Raw genomic sequence first — 14,573 nt, 5'->3', positions numbered from 1 at the left:
GCCTTCTGCCGTCTCAGACCTCGCGCAGCCCCTTCGCCAGGGTGCCGTCGCCGGTGACGGTGACCCGCCCCTGCCGCACCGCGTCGGCCAGGCTCAGCTCCCCGCGTGCGAGGGCCCCACCTGTCTCCGCGTCCAAGGCCAGCCGCGCGTCGGGTTCCCCGGGGGCGGGCCCGTCGCCGTACAACGGCCCGTCCTCGGCACCGACGTACAGATGGAAGTCCCCCTCCTCCAGCCGGACCTCGACGAGCCCCTCGCCCTCCAGCGAGCGCAGCAACGGCAGCGCGAACCAGTGGGCGCGCAGGGCGTCCGTGGGCCGCCGCTCCCCCAGCTCTTCCTGGCCCCACACGCTCAGCGCCTGCAGCACGGGCAGCAACTCCCGCCCCCGTGAGGTGAGTTCGTAGACGTATGCCGCGCCGGGCGGGGGCAGCCGGCGGCGAGTGCTGAGCCCGTCGCGTTCCATGTCCTTCAGCCGTGAGGCGAGTACGTCTGTGCTGACGCCCGGCAGATCCGCGTGCAGGTCCGTGTAGCGGCGCGGGCCCGCCAGGAGCTCGCGGACGATCAGCAGGGTCCAGCGGTCGCCGACGAGATCGAGGGCGCGGGCGGCGGAACAGTACTGGTCGTAGCTTCGGCGTCGTGACATGCGACGCAGTCTAGACATGTTGTTGGACTTTCCAAGCTCGAACTTGGTAAAACCAAGCAACACACGAAAGCGGAGGGGCGAGCGAGCATGGAGTTCCGGCAGTCGAACAAGCTCAGCGAGGTCTGTTACGAGATCCGCGGCCCGGTGATCGAGCACGCCAACGCACTGGAGGAGGCGGGCCACAGTGTGCTGCGCCTGAACACCGGCAACCCCGCGGTGTTCGGCTTCGAGGCGCCGGAGGAGATCCTCCAGGACATGATCCGGATGCTCCCGCAGGCGCACGGCTACACGGACTCCCGCGGCATCCTCTCCGCCCGCCGCGCGGTCGCCCAGCGCTACCAGACCCTGGGCCTGGCAGTCGACGTCGACGACGTCTTCCTCGGCAACGGCGTCTCCGAGCTGGTCTCGATGGCCGTACAGGCACTGGTCGAGGACGGCGACGAAATCCTCATCCCCGCCCCGGACTTCCCCCTCTGGACCGCGGTGACGACCCTCGCCGGCGGCAAGGCCGTCCACTACCTCTGCGACGAACAGGCCGACTGGTACCCGGACCTGGACGACATGGCCTCGAAGATCACCGACCGCACCAAGGCCGTCGTCATCATCAACCCGAACAATCCCACTGGCGCGGTCTACCCCAAGGAGATCATCGAGGGCATCCTCGACCTCGCCCGCCGCCACGGGCTGATGGTCTTCGCCGACGAGATCTACGACCAGATCCTCTACGACGACGCCGTGCACCACTCGGCCGCGGCGCTCGCCCCCGACCTGGTGGTCCTCACCTTCTGCGGCCTGTCGAAGACGTACCGGGTGGCCGGATTCCGCTCGGGCTGGCTGGTGGTGACCGGCCCGAAGCAGCACGCGCGCAACTACCTGGAGGGCCTGACGATGCTGGCCTCCATGCGGCTGTGCGCCAACGCGCCCGCCCAGTACGCCATCCAGGCCGCGCTCGGCGGCCGCCAGTCGATCCGCGAACTGACCACCTCCGGTGGGCGGTTGTACGAGCAGCGCAACGTGGCCTGGGAGAAGCTGAACGAGATCCCGGGCGTGTCCTGTGTGAAACCGAAGGGCGCGCTGTACGCGTTCCCGCGCATCGACCCCAAGGTGCACAGGATCCACGACGACGAGAAGTTCGTCCTGGACCTGCTGCTCCGGGAGAAGATCCAGGTGGTGCAGGGCACCGGCTTCAACTGGCCGACACCGGACCACTTCCGCATCTTGACGCTTCCCTACGCGGACGATCTGGAGGCGGCGATCGGGCGGATCGGACGGTTCCTGAGCGGATACCGGCAGTAGCGGGAATGCCGTGCCGAGGCCCTCTGTTGGTGGATTCCGTATCCGATCACCGAACAGGGGGCTTTGCATGTCGCACGACGTACAGGGAACGGTGTCCGAGGGATTCGAGGGCGTGCTCGAGGAGTTCGCAGCCTTCCTCGCCGGGGAGCGGCACGAGCCCGGCGCACAGCTGGTGGCGTACCACCACGGGCGGCGGGTGGTGGACCTGTGGGCCGGGGAGGGGATCGACGGGTCCTCGCTGACCAGCCTGTTCTCCATCACCAAGGGCGCGGCGCATCTGGTCGTCGCGCTGCTGGTGCAGGACGGCGTACTGGATCTGGACCGTGAAGTGGCCGCGTACTGGCCCGAGTTCGGGGTGGAGGGCAAGGAACGGCTGACGCTGCGCGAGCTGCTGGAGCACCGGGCCGGGCTGGTCGGCATCCCCGACGGCGGTTTCAGCACCGAGGAGTTGGCCGACGACCGGCTCATGGCGGCACGCCTCGCCGGGCAGAAGCCGCTGTGGGACCCGGAGAGCGGATACGGCTACCACGGGCTCGTCATCGGTGCGCTCACCGGCGAGGTGGTGCGCCGGGCCACCGGGAAGTCGATCCAGGAGCTGTACGAGGAGCGCGTCCGGGCGCCCTACGGCCTCGACTTCCACCTCGGCCAGCCCGAGGCGCTGGAGCCTCGGTGGCTGGAGGTGCAGCCGCTCCTTCCCACTCCCGAGGAGGCCGCCGCGCTGGCGGCCCGGGCGGCCGCCCCCGGGAGCATCCGGTACATCGCCTTCAACCTGAACGCCCCCGAGCCCACCGACCTGCTCTCCTTCGCGAACGACCGCCGGACGCGGGCCCTCGGCCCGGCCTCCTCGGGCGGTGTGGGCAACGCGCGCGGGGTGGCCGGGATGTACGCGGCCGCGATCAGCACGGTGGACGGCAGGGCGCCCCTGCTCACCCGCGAGACGGCGGCCCTGTTCGGCGGGCTGCGGACGCCCGGCCCCGACCTGGTGACCGGCGGCGACGACCACTTCGCGGTGGGCTTCGAGTACCTGGCCGGCCGCTATCCGCTCCTCGGCGAGGACTCCTTCGGACACAGCGGCGCCACGGGCTCGCTCGCCTTCGCCGACCCGGCGAGCGGGGTGGCCTACGCCTACACACGGCGCCGCTTCGCCTTCCCCTCGGGCGTCGGCGCGTCCCCCGAGAACGGCCGTCTGGCCGATGCCGTACTGCGGGCGGCCTCGGGCGTGTGACACGGTGCCGGTAGAGCCTGTGTCACATCCCCGGCCGGATGAGCGCGCGGCGTCATGGGCCCCCTCGCGAGGTTGTTCGAGCGTGGGGAGCGTGCGTGCCGGGCGTCGTGCGCCCGGCCGGGGATGTGACCAGGCTGCAAGGCCTGGACGGCCGTGTCCGGTGGAGCCGAGCGGGAAGGGTGCGGGCATGAGTGACGTGTTTCTCGTCCGGCACGGTGAGACCGAGTGGTCGCGGTCCGGGCGGCACACCGGCTGGACGGACGTGCCGCTGACCGAGCGCGGCCGCGCGGAGGCCCGGCAGCTGGTGCCGCTGATCCGCTCGCACCGGATCGGGGCCGCGTTCGCCAGTCCACTGCAGCGGGCACGGGAGACGGCGGAGCTGATCGGCCTGCGGGACGTGCGGCTCGACCCGGATCTGCGGGAGTGGGACTACGGCGGCTACGAGGGGATCACGACCGTCGAGATCCAGCGCACCCGGCCGGACTGGTTCCTGTTCCGGGACGGGGTGGAGCCCGGGCCGCCGGACCACCCCGGGGAGACCCCCGAGCAGGTCGGCGAGCGCGCGGACCGCATGCTGGCCAAGGTGGACGCGGCCCTCGCCAACACGGAGGGCTGTGTGGTCCTCGTGGCGCACGGTCATTTTCTACGGGTGCTCACGGCCCGTCGGCTTGGGCTGCCGCCCTCGGGCGGGGCCCTGTTCCAGCTGGCCACGGGGACCGTGTGCCGGCTGGGGACGGAGCACGGGCGGCCGGTGATCGCCGGCTGGAACGTGCGGCCCGGGGCGTGAGCGCCGGTCACCGGCCGCACCGGCGTTGTCAGACCCTCGTCGTAGCCTCGGAGGAGGTGGGAGAGGGGGCCCGGCGACGGGAAGGAGCATGCCGTGACACGACCGCCGACCGCCGCTCAGCGGCGTGTGATCGATGCCGCCGATCCGGTGACCGGGCGGCTGCGGGGTACGGAGGCGCAGCTGGCGGCACTGGTGAAGTGGGGGTTCGCCTTCCGGCATCCGCGGCCCCCGCACGACCACTTTCTGACGCCCGCCGGGCATCGGATACGGGAGACCGAGGAGCCGGGGACACCTGAGCCGGGCCCCGAGCCCAAGCCCGCCGCCACCGGTGTGTTCGCCGCGCGCGTCGGCGGCGAGGAGGAGCCGCCGCAGGCCGGTCCCGCCCGCGAGCGCGAGGTACGCAGCGCCTGGGAGGGGTTGCTGGAGTTGCGTCGCATGACGAATCCGGACGGGGCCATGGACCGGCCGTGCGGCTGGGAGCGTACGCATCTGGTGCAGGCCGCCGCGCTCGCCCTGGAGGCGGCCGGTCGCCGTCCCGCTGGTGCGGACATGGTCGGGTACCGGGTGCGCGCCACCCCGCAGCCGGAGGCCGTCGCCGTGCACGAGCCGGATCCGGGGGCGCTGCGGGAGTGCGCGGCCACGCTGGAGGCGGCGGGATGGCAGGTCGGCGAGCACAACGACCCCCGTTCCAGGGCGCGTTATGTGCTGGCGTCGCCCCGCCGCGCATAGCCGGGCATGCCAAGATCGGTCGGTCACATCGTCCATCAGTGCGAGCTGTACTGCGAGCTGTTCAAGGAGAGAAAGCAAGTGACCGAACCGTTTTCCGTCCCGGTGACCGTGCGCGGGTACGAGACCGATGTACTGGGGCACCTCAACCAGGCCGTGTACCTGAACTACGCGGAGCACGCCCGCTGGTCGTTACTGCATGCGGCCGGTGTGACCCAGGCGAAGCTGGTGGCCAAGGGTGTGGGCCCGGCGGCCCTGGAGACCACCCTGCGCTTCAGGCGTGAGCTGGTCGCAGGCGACGAGGTCGAGGTGACCTGCGCCTTCGAGTGGGGCGGCGGCAAGACCTTCCACATCGAGCAGACGATACGGAAGGCCGACGGCACGGTGGCGGCGGAGGTCACCGCGGTCGTCGGCCTGATGGACCTGAAGCAGCGACGGCTGGTGCCGAACCCGCGGGAGTTCTTCAAGGAACTCTCCGCGGACCCGGCGCTGTTCGGGCTGTGACGCCCCCTCGTCTCAGGCCTCCCCAAACGCCCCCTTGTGGTCCTCGGCCCACTCCCGGTAGGTCCGCGCCCGCCGCCCCAGGACCTCCCGTACGTCCTCGGTGACGATGTCGTTGCCGCCGTCCTCGATGAACCGGGCGGCGGCCATGAGGCTGTCCGCGTACGTCTCGCCCAGACCGGCCGCGAGCGCCTGTTCGCGGCGTTCGGCGGGCGAGAGGTCGTGGAGCGGCACCGGGCGGCCGAGCACCTCACCGAGGACGGTGGCCTGCTCGTGGGCGCTGAGGGTCTCGGGGCCGGTCAGGGTGTACGTGCGTCCCGCGTGGCCGAGGTCGAGCAGTGCGGCCACGGCGATCTCGGCCACGTCCCGCGGGTCCACGACACCCTGCTTGCCGTCGCCCATCATGTTCGGCGCGGCAGTGCCCTCGCGGACGGCCGCGGCCCAGGTCAGGGTGTTGGAGGCGAAGGAGGAGGGGCGCAGGACCGTCCACTGCAGGCCGCTGTCCCGTACGGCCTGCTCGCCGGGCATGTGCCAGGTCGCGAACACTCCCAGGTCGGGGTCGCCGGTGCCGATCGAGGAGAGCTTCACGATGCGCCGTACACCCGCGGCCCGCGCCGCCTCCACCAGCCCGCGGTCGTGCTCGGCGTCGTCCGGCCCGAACACCCCCACCAGGAAGGCGGCTTCCGCACCCGCCATCGCGGCCTCCACCGAGACCCGGTCGCGGTGGTGGCCCGGCGCGGTCTCCACTCCAGACGGCACCTGCGCCTGCGCCGGCTCCCGGGTCAGGGCGCGGACCTTCTCGCCGCGTGCCGCGAGCTGTCGTACGACTTCACTGCCGATGGTGCCCGTGGCACCCGTCACAAGGATCATGTCCACCACGGTGGGCTGCGGTCGGCCCGGAACTCTTGGAAAATCCGGCACGGTTGCGGGGCCCGGACGGCCGTGCGGCGCGCCTACGGTGGAGGGGTGACGAACATCGTGTCCCGAGAGGTCCTGCCCACTCCCGAGGTGCTGCGCCCGTGGATCGCGGGCATCGGGTTCGTGACCGTCGGCGACGTGCCGACGGAGCCCTTCATCCGTCTCCCCGAGGCCGCCACCAAGGTGGTCGTCCGCACCGGGGAACACGGCACCCGCAGCGTCCTGGTCGTGGGCCCGCGCGCCCGTGCCTCCTACCACCGGGGCAAGCCTCGCACGTCCTGCGTGGAGCTGCGGCTCGCGCCGGGAACCGTCCGTCCTCTGCTCGGCATCCCGGCCGTCGACCTCGTCGGCCGTGCGGTGCGATTGGACGAGCTTCCGACTTCGTCGGCTCGCCAACTGGCCGATGTATTGCGGAAGTTGGAGCCCGAGGAGGCCCTGGACCACCTCGCTGAGGTGCTTCCCGAGTGGCTCGCGGCCGCCGCGGACCGTTCGCGCACCGAGCTGGTGCGCGCCGGCGTCGACGCGATGTCGGTCCGCACCGGTCGCACCCCCGCCCCGGTGGGCGACGTGGCGCGCGAACTCGCCGTCAGCGAGCGGCAGTTGCGCAACCTGTTCGCCGAGGGCGTCGGCCTCTCCCCCAAGCACTACGCCCGTATCAACCGGGTGCGCACGGTACTGGACTTCGCCGCCACCTGCCCGTGGGCCGAACTGGCGGCCGCCATCGGTTACTACGACCAGTCTCACATGACGACCGACTTCCGCACCCTGATGGGCGTACCGCCGCGCTCGTACTTCACCGGCCGACTGCCGGACGCGACGCCGTGCCAGGCATTCCGCCGGGGCTGAATTCGGATGCGGGCAACCCCGCCCACCTGCGATGCTCCACCCTCATGGCCGCACGACGTATCAGACCCAGCCGCTACATCTCCCTCGACATCGAGGCGGACGGCCCCATCCCCGGCCCGTACTCGATGCTGAGCTTCGGCGCGTCGGTGGCGGGGACACAGGAAGCCGACGGGTTCACGGCTGTCGACCCGCAGCTGCAGACCTTCTACCGCGAACTGCGTCCGATCAGCGAGGAGTTCGTCCCGGAGGCGCTTTCGGTCAGCGGGCTCGACCGGGAGCGCCTGAAGAGCGAAGGCGCCGAACCTGCCGTCGCGCTGGGCGAGTTCAGCGACTGGGTGCGCGAGGTGAGCGCGGGCGCGCAGCCCGTGATGTGCGGCTACCCGGCCTCGTACGACTGGACGTTCCTGTACTGGTACCTGATCCGCTTCACCGGGGCGAGCCCCTTCGGGCACTCGGGCTGCCTGGACATGAAGACGCTGTATGCGACGAAGGCGGGGCTGCCGCTGCGGGCAGTGGCCAAGGGCACGATGCCTCGCCACCTACTGTCCCGGCGGCGGCATACGCACCATGCTCTGGACGACGCGATCGAGCAGGCCGAGCTGCTCGCCAACCTCATGAACTGGCCGGGTCCTGCCGGGTCGGCACCGGTACCTGGTTGAAGCCGTAGTACAGGGCGAGCAGGCCGTGGGCCGCCAGGGTCAGCGGAGCCGAGACGAAGGCGAGACCCACCGTGACCGGGTATCCCAGGGAACCCAGGGCGAAGCGGGCGCGGGTGGCTCTGGCCGCCGGGAGGTCGACACGGGAGTCGAAGAGGTGACCGGTGCGGGTCAGATGCCACCACAGAGCCTGGAAGGTGAGCGCCATCAGGACCATGACCAGGCTGTAGACGGCCGCCGCCACATGCGAGGCCGCGTCCTCGCGCAGATACTCGGCGAGCATCGCGGTCGGCCACGGCACCGCGGCCACCACCATCAGGACCAGCAGGTTCAGGAACATCAGCGTGCGGTCGACGCGGGCGACGTAGCTGAACAGCTGGTGGTGGTTGATCCACATGATGCCGATGACCAGGAAGCTCACGACGTAGGCGGCGTACGAGGGCCACTGGGCGCCCAGTGCATGCCACAGACCGCCGTGTTCGCCGACCTCGGGGACCTTGATCTCCAGGATGAGCAGGGTGATGGCGATGGCGAACACGCCGTCGCTGAAGGCCTCGACGCGACCGGACTCATTCATGGGAGACAGCCTGCCCCATCGCCGGCGCGGGGCACGGCCAAAACCGTGCCCCGCCGCAGCGGATCAGTGGGCGGCGGCGATCTGCTCGCCGGCCTCCATGGGATGGGTGACGTCCTGGTCGTCACGGTTCCTGCCGAGGTGGTTGAAGACCAGGTTCAGCAGCACCGCCGCCACGCAGCCCGTGGAGATGCCCGAGTCGAGGACGATCTTCGCGGTCTGCGGGAAGGCGTGGTAGAAGTCCGGCGCGGTGATCGGGATCATGCCGACGGCCAGCGACACGGCGACGATCAGGACGTTGTTGTCCTTGTCCAGGCCGGCCTTGACGAGGGTCTGGATGCCGCTGGCCGCGACCGAGCCGAACAGGACCACGCCCGCGCCGCCGAGGACCGGGCGCGGTACGACGGCGATGAGTGAGGCGGCCATCGGGCACAGGCCCATCAGGACCAGGAAGCCGCCGCCGGTGGCGACGACGTAGCGGCTGCGGATCCTCGTCATCGCGACCAGGCCGATGTTCTGGGCGAAGGCGCTGCACATGAAGCCGTTGAACAGGGGGCTGAGCGCCGAGCCGAGGGTGTCGGCGCGCAGGCCCGCGGCGATGGTTTTCTCGTCCGCCGGGCGTTCGACGATCTCGCCCAACGCCAGCATGTCCGCGGTCGATTCGGTCATCGAGACCACCATCACCACGCACAGGGAGAGGATCGCGGCGAGCTGGAACCGGGGCGCCCCGAAGTGGAACGGGGTGGGGAAGCCGATGACGGCTGCGTCGGTGACGGGCCCGAAGTCCGTGGCACCGAGGGGGATCGCAAGCAGCGTGCCGGCGACCAGGCCGAGCAGCACGGCGATCTGTTTGACGAAGCCGCGGGTGAAGCGGCGCAGCACCAGCACGATCAGGAGCGTTGCGGCTGCCAGGCCGAGGTTGGTCGTGGAGCCGTAGTCGTCGGCGGTGGGGACGGGCCCCTGCGCCCAGCCGAAGGCGACCGGCAGCAGGGACACGCCTATGAGCGTGATGACCGTGCCGGTGACGACCGGTGGGAAGAAGCGGACCGCCTTGCTGAAGAAGGGGGCGGCGATGAAGCCGAGCAGCCCGGCGACGATGACCGCGCCGAAGATGATCGGCAGGGCGTCGGACTTGTCCTTGGTGGAGGCGACCACCGCGGTCATGGGGGCGACACCGGCGAAGGTGACGCCGTTGACGAAGGGCAGCCGGGCGCCGATCTTCCAGATGCCGAGGGTCTGCAGGAAGGTGGCGAGGCCCGCGGTGAAGAGGCAGGCACCGGTGAGAAAGGTGAGTTCGCTGCCGGTCAGGCCGATGGCCGCGCCGACGATCAGGGGCGGGGCGACGACCCCCGCGTACATGGCGGCCACGTGCTGGAGGCCGGTGGTGGCCATTTTGAGTGCGGGGAGTTTTTCGTCGACGGGGTGGGCGGTCACGGCGGTTCCTCCGGGTCAGCTAACACGTCGGCTCTGACGTGGGTTTCTTGGAGGTGGTGCGCGGTCATGGGGGCACCTCCCGCTCGAGCGAATTCGAGAGTGGGGGAGGGACCGGGGGTGCCTGACGGTGACCGTTCCGGGGCGCGCACGTCGATGCGCGCCCCGGAGACGGCCGCCATGGAACCACCTGGGGTCCACGGCTACCGGTCGAGGGCCGTCCCCCTCGACCGGAGATCTTCGACCGCTCAGGCCTGCGCGGTGATCTGCGCCAGGCGCTGGGCCTCGGCCCGTGTGGAGCGGGCGATGGCGTCCTCGTCGACATGCAGCAGGCGGCCCGCCTCGACGATCTGCCGGCCGTTCACGAAGGAGGCGGTGACCGGGGCGGCCGCGCCGAAGACCAGCGCGGTGACCGGGTCGGCGATGGAGGCGTGGGCGATGGTGTCCAGCTTCCACAGCACCAGGTCGGCCAGCTTGCCGGCCTCCAGGGAGCCGATCTCGGCGCTGCGGCCGAGGACCTGGGCGCCGCCGTAGGTGCCCAGGCGCAGCGCCTGGCGGGCGTTCAGGGCGGCCTCGCGGTGGGCGCCGAGACGGTTGATGAGCAGGGCGTTGCGCAGCTCGGTGTGCAGCTCGCCGGACTCGTTGGACGCCGTACCGTCGACGCCGAGGCCGACCGGGACGCCGGCCGCCAGCATGTCGGGGACCCGCGCGATACCGGCCGCGAGGCGGGCGTTGGAGGACGGGCAGTGGGCGACACCGGTCTTCGTACGGGCGAAGGCGGCGATGTCGGAGTCGTTCATGTGGACGCAGTGCGCCATCCACACGTCCTCGCCGAGCCAGCCGGTGGACTCGAAGTAGTCGGTCGGGCCCATGCCGAACAGCTCCTTGCAGAACTGCTCCTCCTCGACGGTCTCCGAGCCGTGGGTGTGCAGGCGCACACCGAGACGGCGGGCCAACTGGGCACCCTCACGCAGGAGTTCGGTGGAGACGGAGAAGGGCGAGCAGGGCGCGACGGCCACCTGGGTCATCGCGTCGAAGGAGGCGTCGTGGTGCTCCTTGACGGTCGCCTCGGTGGCGGCGAGGGCACCTTCGAGGGTCTCGACGGCGAAGTCCGGGGGCAGGCCGCCGTCCTTCTCGCTGCGGTCCATGGAGCCGCGGGCGAGGGTGAAGCGGACGCCCATCTCGCGGGCGGCGCGGATGATGGCGCCGGACAGGTCGCCGGAGTCCTTCGGGAAGACGTAGTGGTGGTCCATGGCGGTGGTCACGCCACCGCGGGCCATCATTCCCAGGGAACCCTGGGCCGCCGAGTAGCACATCTGCTCGTCGATGCGCGCCCAGGTCGGATACAGGGCGACCAGCCAGTTGAACAGGTTGTGGTCGGTCGCCAGGCCCCGGGTGATCCACTGGTAGAAGTGGTGGTGGGTGTTGACCAGGCCGGGGGTCACCAGATGGCCGGAGGCGTCGATACGGCGTACGACGTTCTCCAGGCCCTCGGGGGCCTTGCCCGCGCCGAGCGCCTCGATGCGGTTGCCGGCGATGACGACGTAGCCGTTGGCGTACTCGGTGTCGTTGGCGTCGACCGTTGCGATCGAACAGTTCTCGATGACGATGCGCTGGGCTGCTGCCATGATTCGTCCTTTTCGCTCAGTGGACTTTGTGGAGAGGGCACGGCAGGACCCTAGGAGTTTTGAGTGCCGTGACCGGGGAGGCGGGTTCCCCGGTCACGGGTGCCGAATATCGAGCTGCCCGGAAGGTGCTCAGAGGTTGGTGAGGTCCACCGGGATCTTCGGCTCGCAGCCGTCCCGCAGGATCGTCGCCTCGATCAGGCCGTAGGGGCGGTCGGCGGCGAAGTACACCTCGTTGTCGTTCTTCAGCCCGAAGGGCTCCAGATCGACCAGGAAGTGGTGCTTGTTCGGCAGCGAGAAGCGGACCTCGTCGATCTCGCTGCGGTTGTTGATGATCCGCGAACCCATTTGGTAGAGGGTCTGCTGCAGCGAGAGCGAGTACGTCTCGGCGAAGGCCTGGAGCATGTGCTTCCTGGTCTGCTCGTAGGACTTCTCCCAGTTGGGCATCCGCTGCTCGTCGTCGGTCCAGTTGAACCGCCAGCGGGCCGAGACCGACGTGGCCAGGATGCGGTCGTACGCCTCCTGCAGCGTCGTGTACTTGTCCTTGACGTAGCCCCAGAACTCGGAGTTGGTCGAGTTCATCACCGTCAGGTCCTTGAGACCGGAGACGACCTCCCACGACGAGCCGTCGTAGGTGATCTGGGTCAGCCGGGTCTCCTGGCCCTTGCGGACGAAGGAGTGCTTGACCTCGTCCGCGCCGATGAACTGGGAGTTGGCGTCGGACGCGGCGATCCGCTCCCAGGCGTACTCCTCGATTCGGATCCGGGCCGTCTGGATGGGCTCCTGGCTGGTCACGAAGTGCCTGGCCAGGTGGATGCCGAACTGCTCGGCCGACTCGATGCCGTGCTCCTTGGCGAACGCGTACACCGTGTTCTTGGTGGTGTCGGTCGGCAGCACGTTGGCGTTGGAGCCGGAGTAGTGGACCTCGTCCATGTCGCCGCTCAGCGCGACGGACACGTTCAGGTCCTTGATGTGGTGGGTGGCGCCGTCCCGCGTGATCTTTACGACTCGGTTCTCGGCCTTGCCGTACTGGTTCTGTCCCAGGATCGTGGGCATGTCTGCTAGCTCCCTCGGTAAACGGAGTAGCCGAACGGGTTGAGCAGCAGCGGTACGTGGTAGTGCTCGCCGGGCTTGACGGCGAAGGTGATCGCTACCTCTGGAAAAAACGCACCGCTGTCCCGATTCGCGGGGGCGTCCTGCTGCGCATCGGCTTGCTTCTTCTCGAAGTACGGCTCCACCGCGAAGTCGAGCCGTACGTGGGTCGTCCCTTCCGGCAGCGCCGGCAGGTCCTTGCACCGTCCGTCCGCGTCGGTCGCGGAACCGCCGAGCGCCTGCCACGAGGCGTCCCGCCCACTGCGGGCGGAGAGCTCGATGGCGACGCCCTCGGCGGGGCGGCCGATGCTGGTGTCCAGAATGTGCGTGGACACGGAGGCGGTGGTGCTGGTGCTCATGGTGTCAGGCTTCCTCTTCGACGAGTCGGGCCAGTCGGATGCGGTTGATCTTGCCCAGCTCGGTGCGGACGATCTCCCGCTCCTGCTCCGGCGAGTTGCCGATCCGCTCCTTGACCGCGTCCCGCATCTGCTCGCCGGTCCGGCCGGTGGCGCAGATGAGGAAGACATGGCCGAACCTGTCCTGGTAGGCCAGGTTCAGTTCGAGCATCTCCGACTGGAGTTCCTCGGACGCGCCGGCCATGCCGCGCTGCTCCCGGGCCGAGGTGGGGTCCCCCGGCTTGGGGCGGCCGATCGGCGGGTGTCCGGCCATCGCCTCGGCCAGGTCCTCGGCGCCCAGGTCGGCCATGGCGGCGTCACTGGCGGCGAAGAGGTCGTCGGCGGTGGCGTACGGGCGGGCGGCGAGCAGCCGCCGCGCCCAGGTGGTGGAGGCACACGCCTCGTGGAGGACGGCGAAGGCCGCGTGCTCCTCCAGTACGTTGAACCGGGCCAGGCCCGGGGGCGTGGAAGTCGACGTCACGGGTGCCTCCGTGGCCGCGAGAACGGCCTTCGTGCTGAACTGGCTGCCGTTAGCTAACGCCCCCACACAACACCACGTCAACACTTTGTTGAAAATTCGGGGTAACAAACCCGTCCGGGCGGCGACCCTCCGGAGGCTGCCTCAGCCCTCCTTCTCCCGGTTCAGGTAGTTGTAGACCGTGAACCGGCTGACGCCGAGCGCGCCCGCGACGGTCTCCACGCCGTGCCGTACCGAGAAGGCGCCGCGCGCCTCGAGTATCCGTACGACCTCCTGCTTGGCCTTGCGGTCCAGGTCGGCCAGGGGCTTGCCCTGTTTGCGCTCCATCGCGGCGAGGATGTGGTCGAGGGAGTCGGCCAGCTGGGGCAGGCGCACGGCGACCACGTCGGCGCCCTCCCAGGCGAGCACGACGTCGTCGGGCCCGGCCTCGTCGGGCGGGAGCAGCTCGCCTCCCATGGCGTCGACCAGTGGTTTCACGGCCGTGATGAACGGCTCGTCCCCGGTGCCGGTCACTCCGCGTCCCCCTCGCCCGCGCCGACGACGTTGACCTGCAGCGAGACCCGGGTGGCACCGGCCTGGAGCGTCTGGCGGAGCAGCGCCTCCACGGCGGTCAGCACGGCGTCGGCGGCACCCTCCGCCGTGTTGCCGAACGGGCCGACGTCCACCTCGTCCAGCTCGGCAGCCTCGATGACCTGGCGGGCGACCACCGCGTGCGCGGGCGCCTCGTCGAGGTCGAAGGGCTCGGTCGTGAACTCCACTCTCAATCGCACTGTGCCCCCAGAGCACCACCGCAGGCCGACAGATTCACTGCGCCGAGCCGGTTCGTCCGTCACGAGGCGACCCTAACCGACCAGGGCATCCCTCCGCCCCGCAGTCGCCACGCCGCCCTCGCCCGGGAAGCCACGCACGCTTTCGGACGCGGGGATAACCCCGCGCGCTCCCTCTCCACGGGCAGCTCGGCCGGCCGCCACTCCGGCATTCCGTCCACCAGCAGCAGCGCCCGGCGGCCGCGTGCGTGCAGCAGTCGTACGGCGTCGTGGGCGAGCACGCCGGCCTCGTCCCCCGCGGCGGGCCGCACGTCCAGGACGACGACCTCGCCGCCCGCCACACGGGCGAGCGGCTCCTCGCGGCCGGCCTCCTCCCCGTCGGCGGGACCGAGGCAGGCGGTCCGGGCAGGCTCGACCGCGTCCTGGTGGGCCCGGGCGACATGGCGGAGCAAGGCGTACAGGGCGGCGACGTCGTCGCCCGCGAGCCGGTAGTGGATGCGCACGCCGTCCCGCCGGGCGGCGACCGGACCGGCCTGCTTGAGGGTCTGCAGGTGCGCCGAGGCGGTCGTCAGATGCAGGCCGGCGGCCTGGGCGAGGGCGTCGGCGGTGCGCTCCC

General features: G+C 70.5%; 18 protein-coding genes. 7 read left to right on the top strand and 11 right to left on the bottom strand.

Going from position 1 to position 14,573, the window contains the following annotated elements:
• Positions 1 to 13: 13 nt before the first annotated feature.
• On the bottom strand, positions 14 to 640 hold the full coding sequence (locus IH68_RS0128590) for a winged helix-turn-helix transcriptional regulator (protein WP_030940555.1): 627 nt from the start codon (positions 638 to 640) through the stop codon (positions 14 to 16).
• Between the two features lie 87 nt (positions 641 to 727).
• Between IH68_RS0128590 and IH68_RS0128585 the strand changes: the two genes are divergently transcribed.
• From IH68_RS0128585 to IH68_RS0128565, 5 genes are all read left to right on the top strand, one after another.
• Positions 728 to 1,936, top strand: a complete 1,209-nt coding sequence (locus IH68_RS0128585; RefSeq protein WP_030940553.1) for a pyridoxal phosphate-dependent aminotransferase — start codon at positions 728 to 730, stop codon at positions 1,934 to 1,936.
• 67 nt (positions 1,937 to 2,003) lie between these two features.
• Positions 2,004 to 3,161 (top strand): EstA family serine hydrolase, encoded by a 1,158-nt coding sequence (locus tag IH68_RS0128580; RefSeq protein WP_030940551.1) that lies wholly within the window; start codon positions 2,004 to 2,006, stop codon positions 3,159 to 3,161.
• A 187-nt stretch (positions 3,162 to 3,348) separates the two neighbouring features.
• On the top strand, positions 3,349 to 3,948 hold the full coding sequence (locus IH68_RS0128575; RefSeq protein ID WP_030940549.1) for a histidine phosphatase family protein: 600 nt from the start codon (positions 3,349 to 3,351) through the stop codon (positions 3,946 to 3,948).
• A gap of 93 nt (positions 3,949 to 4,041) precedes the next feature.
• Complete coding sequence (locus IH68_RS0128570) at positions 4,042 to 4,677, top strand: hypothetical protein (RefSeq protein WP_030940547.1); 636 nt, start codon at positions 4,042 to 4,044, stop codon at positions 4,675 to 4,677.
• Positions 4,678 to 4,755: 78 nt separating this feature from the next.
• Positions 4,756 to 5,178, top strand: a complete 423-nt coding sequence (locus IH68_RS0128565; RefSeq protein WP_030940544.1) for an acyl-CoA thioesterase — start codon at positions 4,756 to 4,758, stop codon at positions 5,176 to 5,178.
• A gap of 12 nt (positions 5,179 to 5,190) precedes the next feature.
• On the opposite strand, the gene IH68_RS0128560 is transcribed toward IH68_RS0128565, so the two are convergent.
• On the bottom strand, positions 5,191 to 6,045 hold the full coding sequence (locus IH68_RS0128560) for an NAD(P)H-binding protein (protein ID WP_030940541.1): 855 nt from the start codon (positions 6,043 to 6,045) through the stop codon (positions 5,191 to 5,193).
• Between the two features lie 96 nt (positions 6,046 to 6,141).
• On the opposite strand from IH68_RS0128560, the gene IH68_RS0128555 reads away from it, so the two are divergent.
• Positions 6,142 to 6,939, top strand: a complete 798-nt coding sequence (locus tag IH68_RS0128555) for a helix-turn-helix domain-containing protein (RefSeq protein ID WP_030940539.1) — start codon at positions 6,142 to 6,144, stop codon at positions 6,937 to 6,939.
• Between the two features lie 44 nt (positions 6,940 to 6,983).
• Entirely contained in the window at positions 6,984 to 7,598 is a 615-nt protein-coding gene (locus IH68_RS0128550) for a 3'-5' exoribonuclease domain-containing protein (protein WP_030940537.1), read from the top strand.
• On the opposite strand, the gene IH68_RS0128545 is transcribed toward IH68_RS0128550, so the two are convergent.
• The 9 genes from IH68_RS0128545 to IH68_RS0128505 all read right to left on the bottom strand — a co-directional run bounded on the left by IH68_RS0128545 (position 7,552) and on the right by IH68_RS0128505 (position 14,460).
• Positions 7,552 to 8,172, bottom strand: a complete 621-nt coding sequence (locus IH68_RS0128545; RefSeq protein ID WP_037885281.1) for a TMEM175 family protein — start codon at positions 8,170 to 8,172, stop codon at positions 7,552 to 7,554. The two genes, IH68_RS0128550 and IH68_RS0128545, sit on opposite strands and share 47 nt — an antisense overlap.
• Positions 8,173 to 8,235: 63 nt before the next feature.
• Positions 8,236 to 9,603: a nucleobase:cation symporter-2 family protein gene (locus IH68_RS0128540; protein ID WP_030940532.1), complete on the bottom strand. Its 1,368-nt coding sequence runs from the start codon at positions 9,601 to 9,603 to the stop codon at positions 8,236 to 8,238.
• A gap of 245 nt (positions 9,604 to 9,848) precedes the next feature.
• Positions 9,849 to 11,228, bottom strand: a complete 1,380-nt coding sequence (locus IH68_RS0128535) for an 8-oxoguanine deaminase (protein WP_030940529.1) — start codon at positions 11,226 to 11,228, stop codon at positions 9,849 to 9,851.
• A 129-nt stretch (positions 11,229 to 11,357) separates the two neighbouring features.
• A complete protein-coding gene (pucL, locus tag IH68_RS0128530) occupies positions 11,358 to 12,281 on the bottom strand; it encodes a factor-independent urate hydroxylase (protein WP_030940526.1) in 924 nt (307 codons plus the stop codon).
• A gap of 5 nt (positions 12,282 to 12,286) precedes the next feature.
• On the bottom strand, positions 12,287 to 12,676 hold the full coding sequence (gene uraH, locus IH68_RS0128525; protein ID WP_030940524.1) for a hydroxyisourate hydrolase: 390 nt from the start codon (positions 12,674 to 12,676) through the stop codon (positions 12,287 to 12,289).
• 4 nt (positions 12,677 to 12,680) lie between these two features.
• Positions 12,681 to 13,193, bottom strand: a complete 513-nt coding sequence (uraD, locus tag IH68_RS0128520; protein ID WP_030940521.1) for a 2-oxo-4-hydroxy-4-carboxy-5-ureidoimidazoline decarboxylase — start codon at positions 13,191 to 13,193, stop codon at positions 12,681 to 12,683.
• A 141-nt stretch (positions 13,194 to 13,334) separates the two neighbouring features.
• Positions 13,335 to 13,703, bottom strand: coding sequence for a helix-turn-helix domain-containing protein (locus IH68_RS0128515; RefSeq protein ID WP_030940519.1), 369 nt, complete (start codon positions 13,701 to 13,703; stop codon positions 13,335 to 13,337).
• A complete protein-coding gene (locus IH68_RS0128510; protein WP_037885278.1) occupies positions 13,700 to 13,960 on the bottom strand; it encodes a thiamine-binding protein in 261 nt (86 codons plus the stop codon). The genes IH68_RS0128515 and IH68_RS0128510 overlap by 4 nt, the downstream gene beginning before the upstream one ends.
• A gap of 59 nt (positions 13,961 to 14,019) precedes the next feature.
• A complete protein-coding gene (locus tag IH68_RS0128505; RefSeq protein ID WP_063763551.1) occupies positions 14,020 to 14,460 on the bottom strand; it encodes a hypothetical protein in 441 nt (146 codons plus the stop codon).
• Positions 14,461 to 14,573: the final 113 nt, after the last annotated feature.

Source organism: Streptomyces sp. NRRL S-646, from assembly GCF_000720765.1.
Taxonomy (GTDB): domain Bacteria; phylum Actinomycetota; class Actinomycetes; order Streptomycetales; family Streptomycetaceae; genus Streptomyces.
This window is presented reverse-complemented; position numbering and strand designations above follow the sequence as displayed.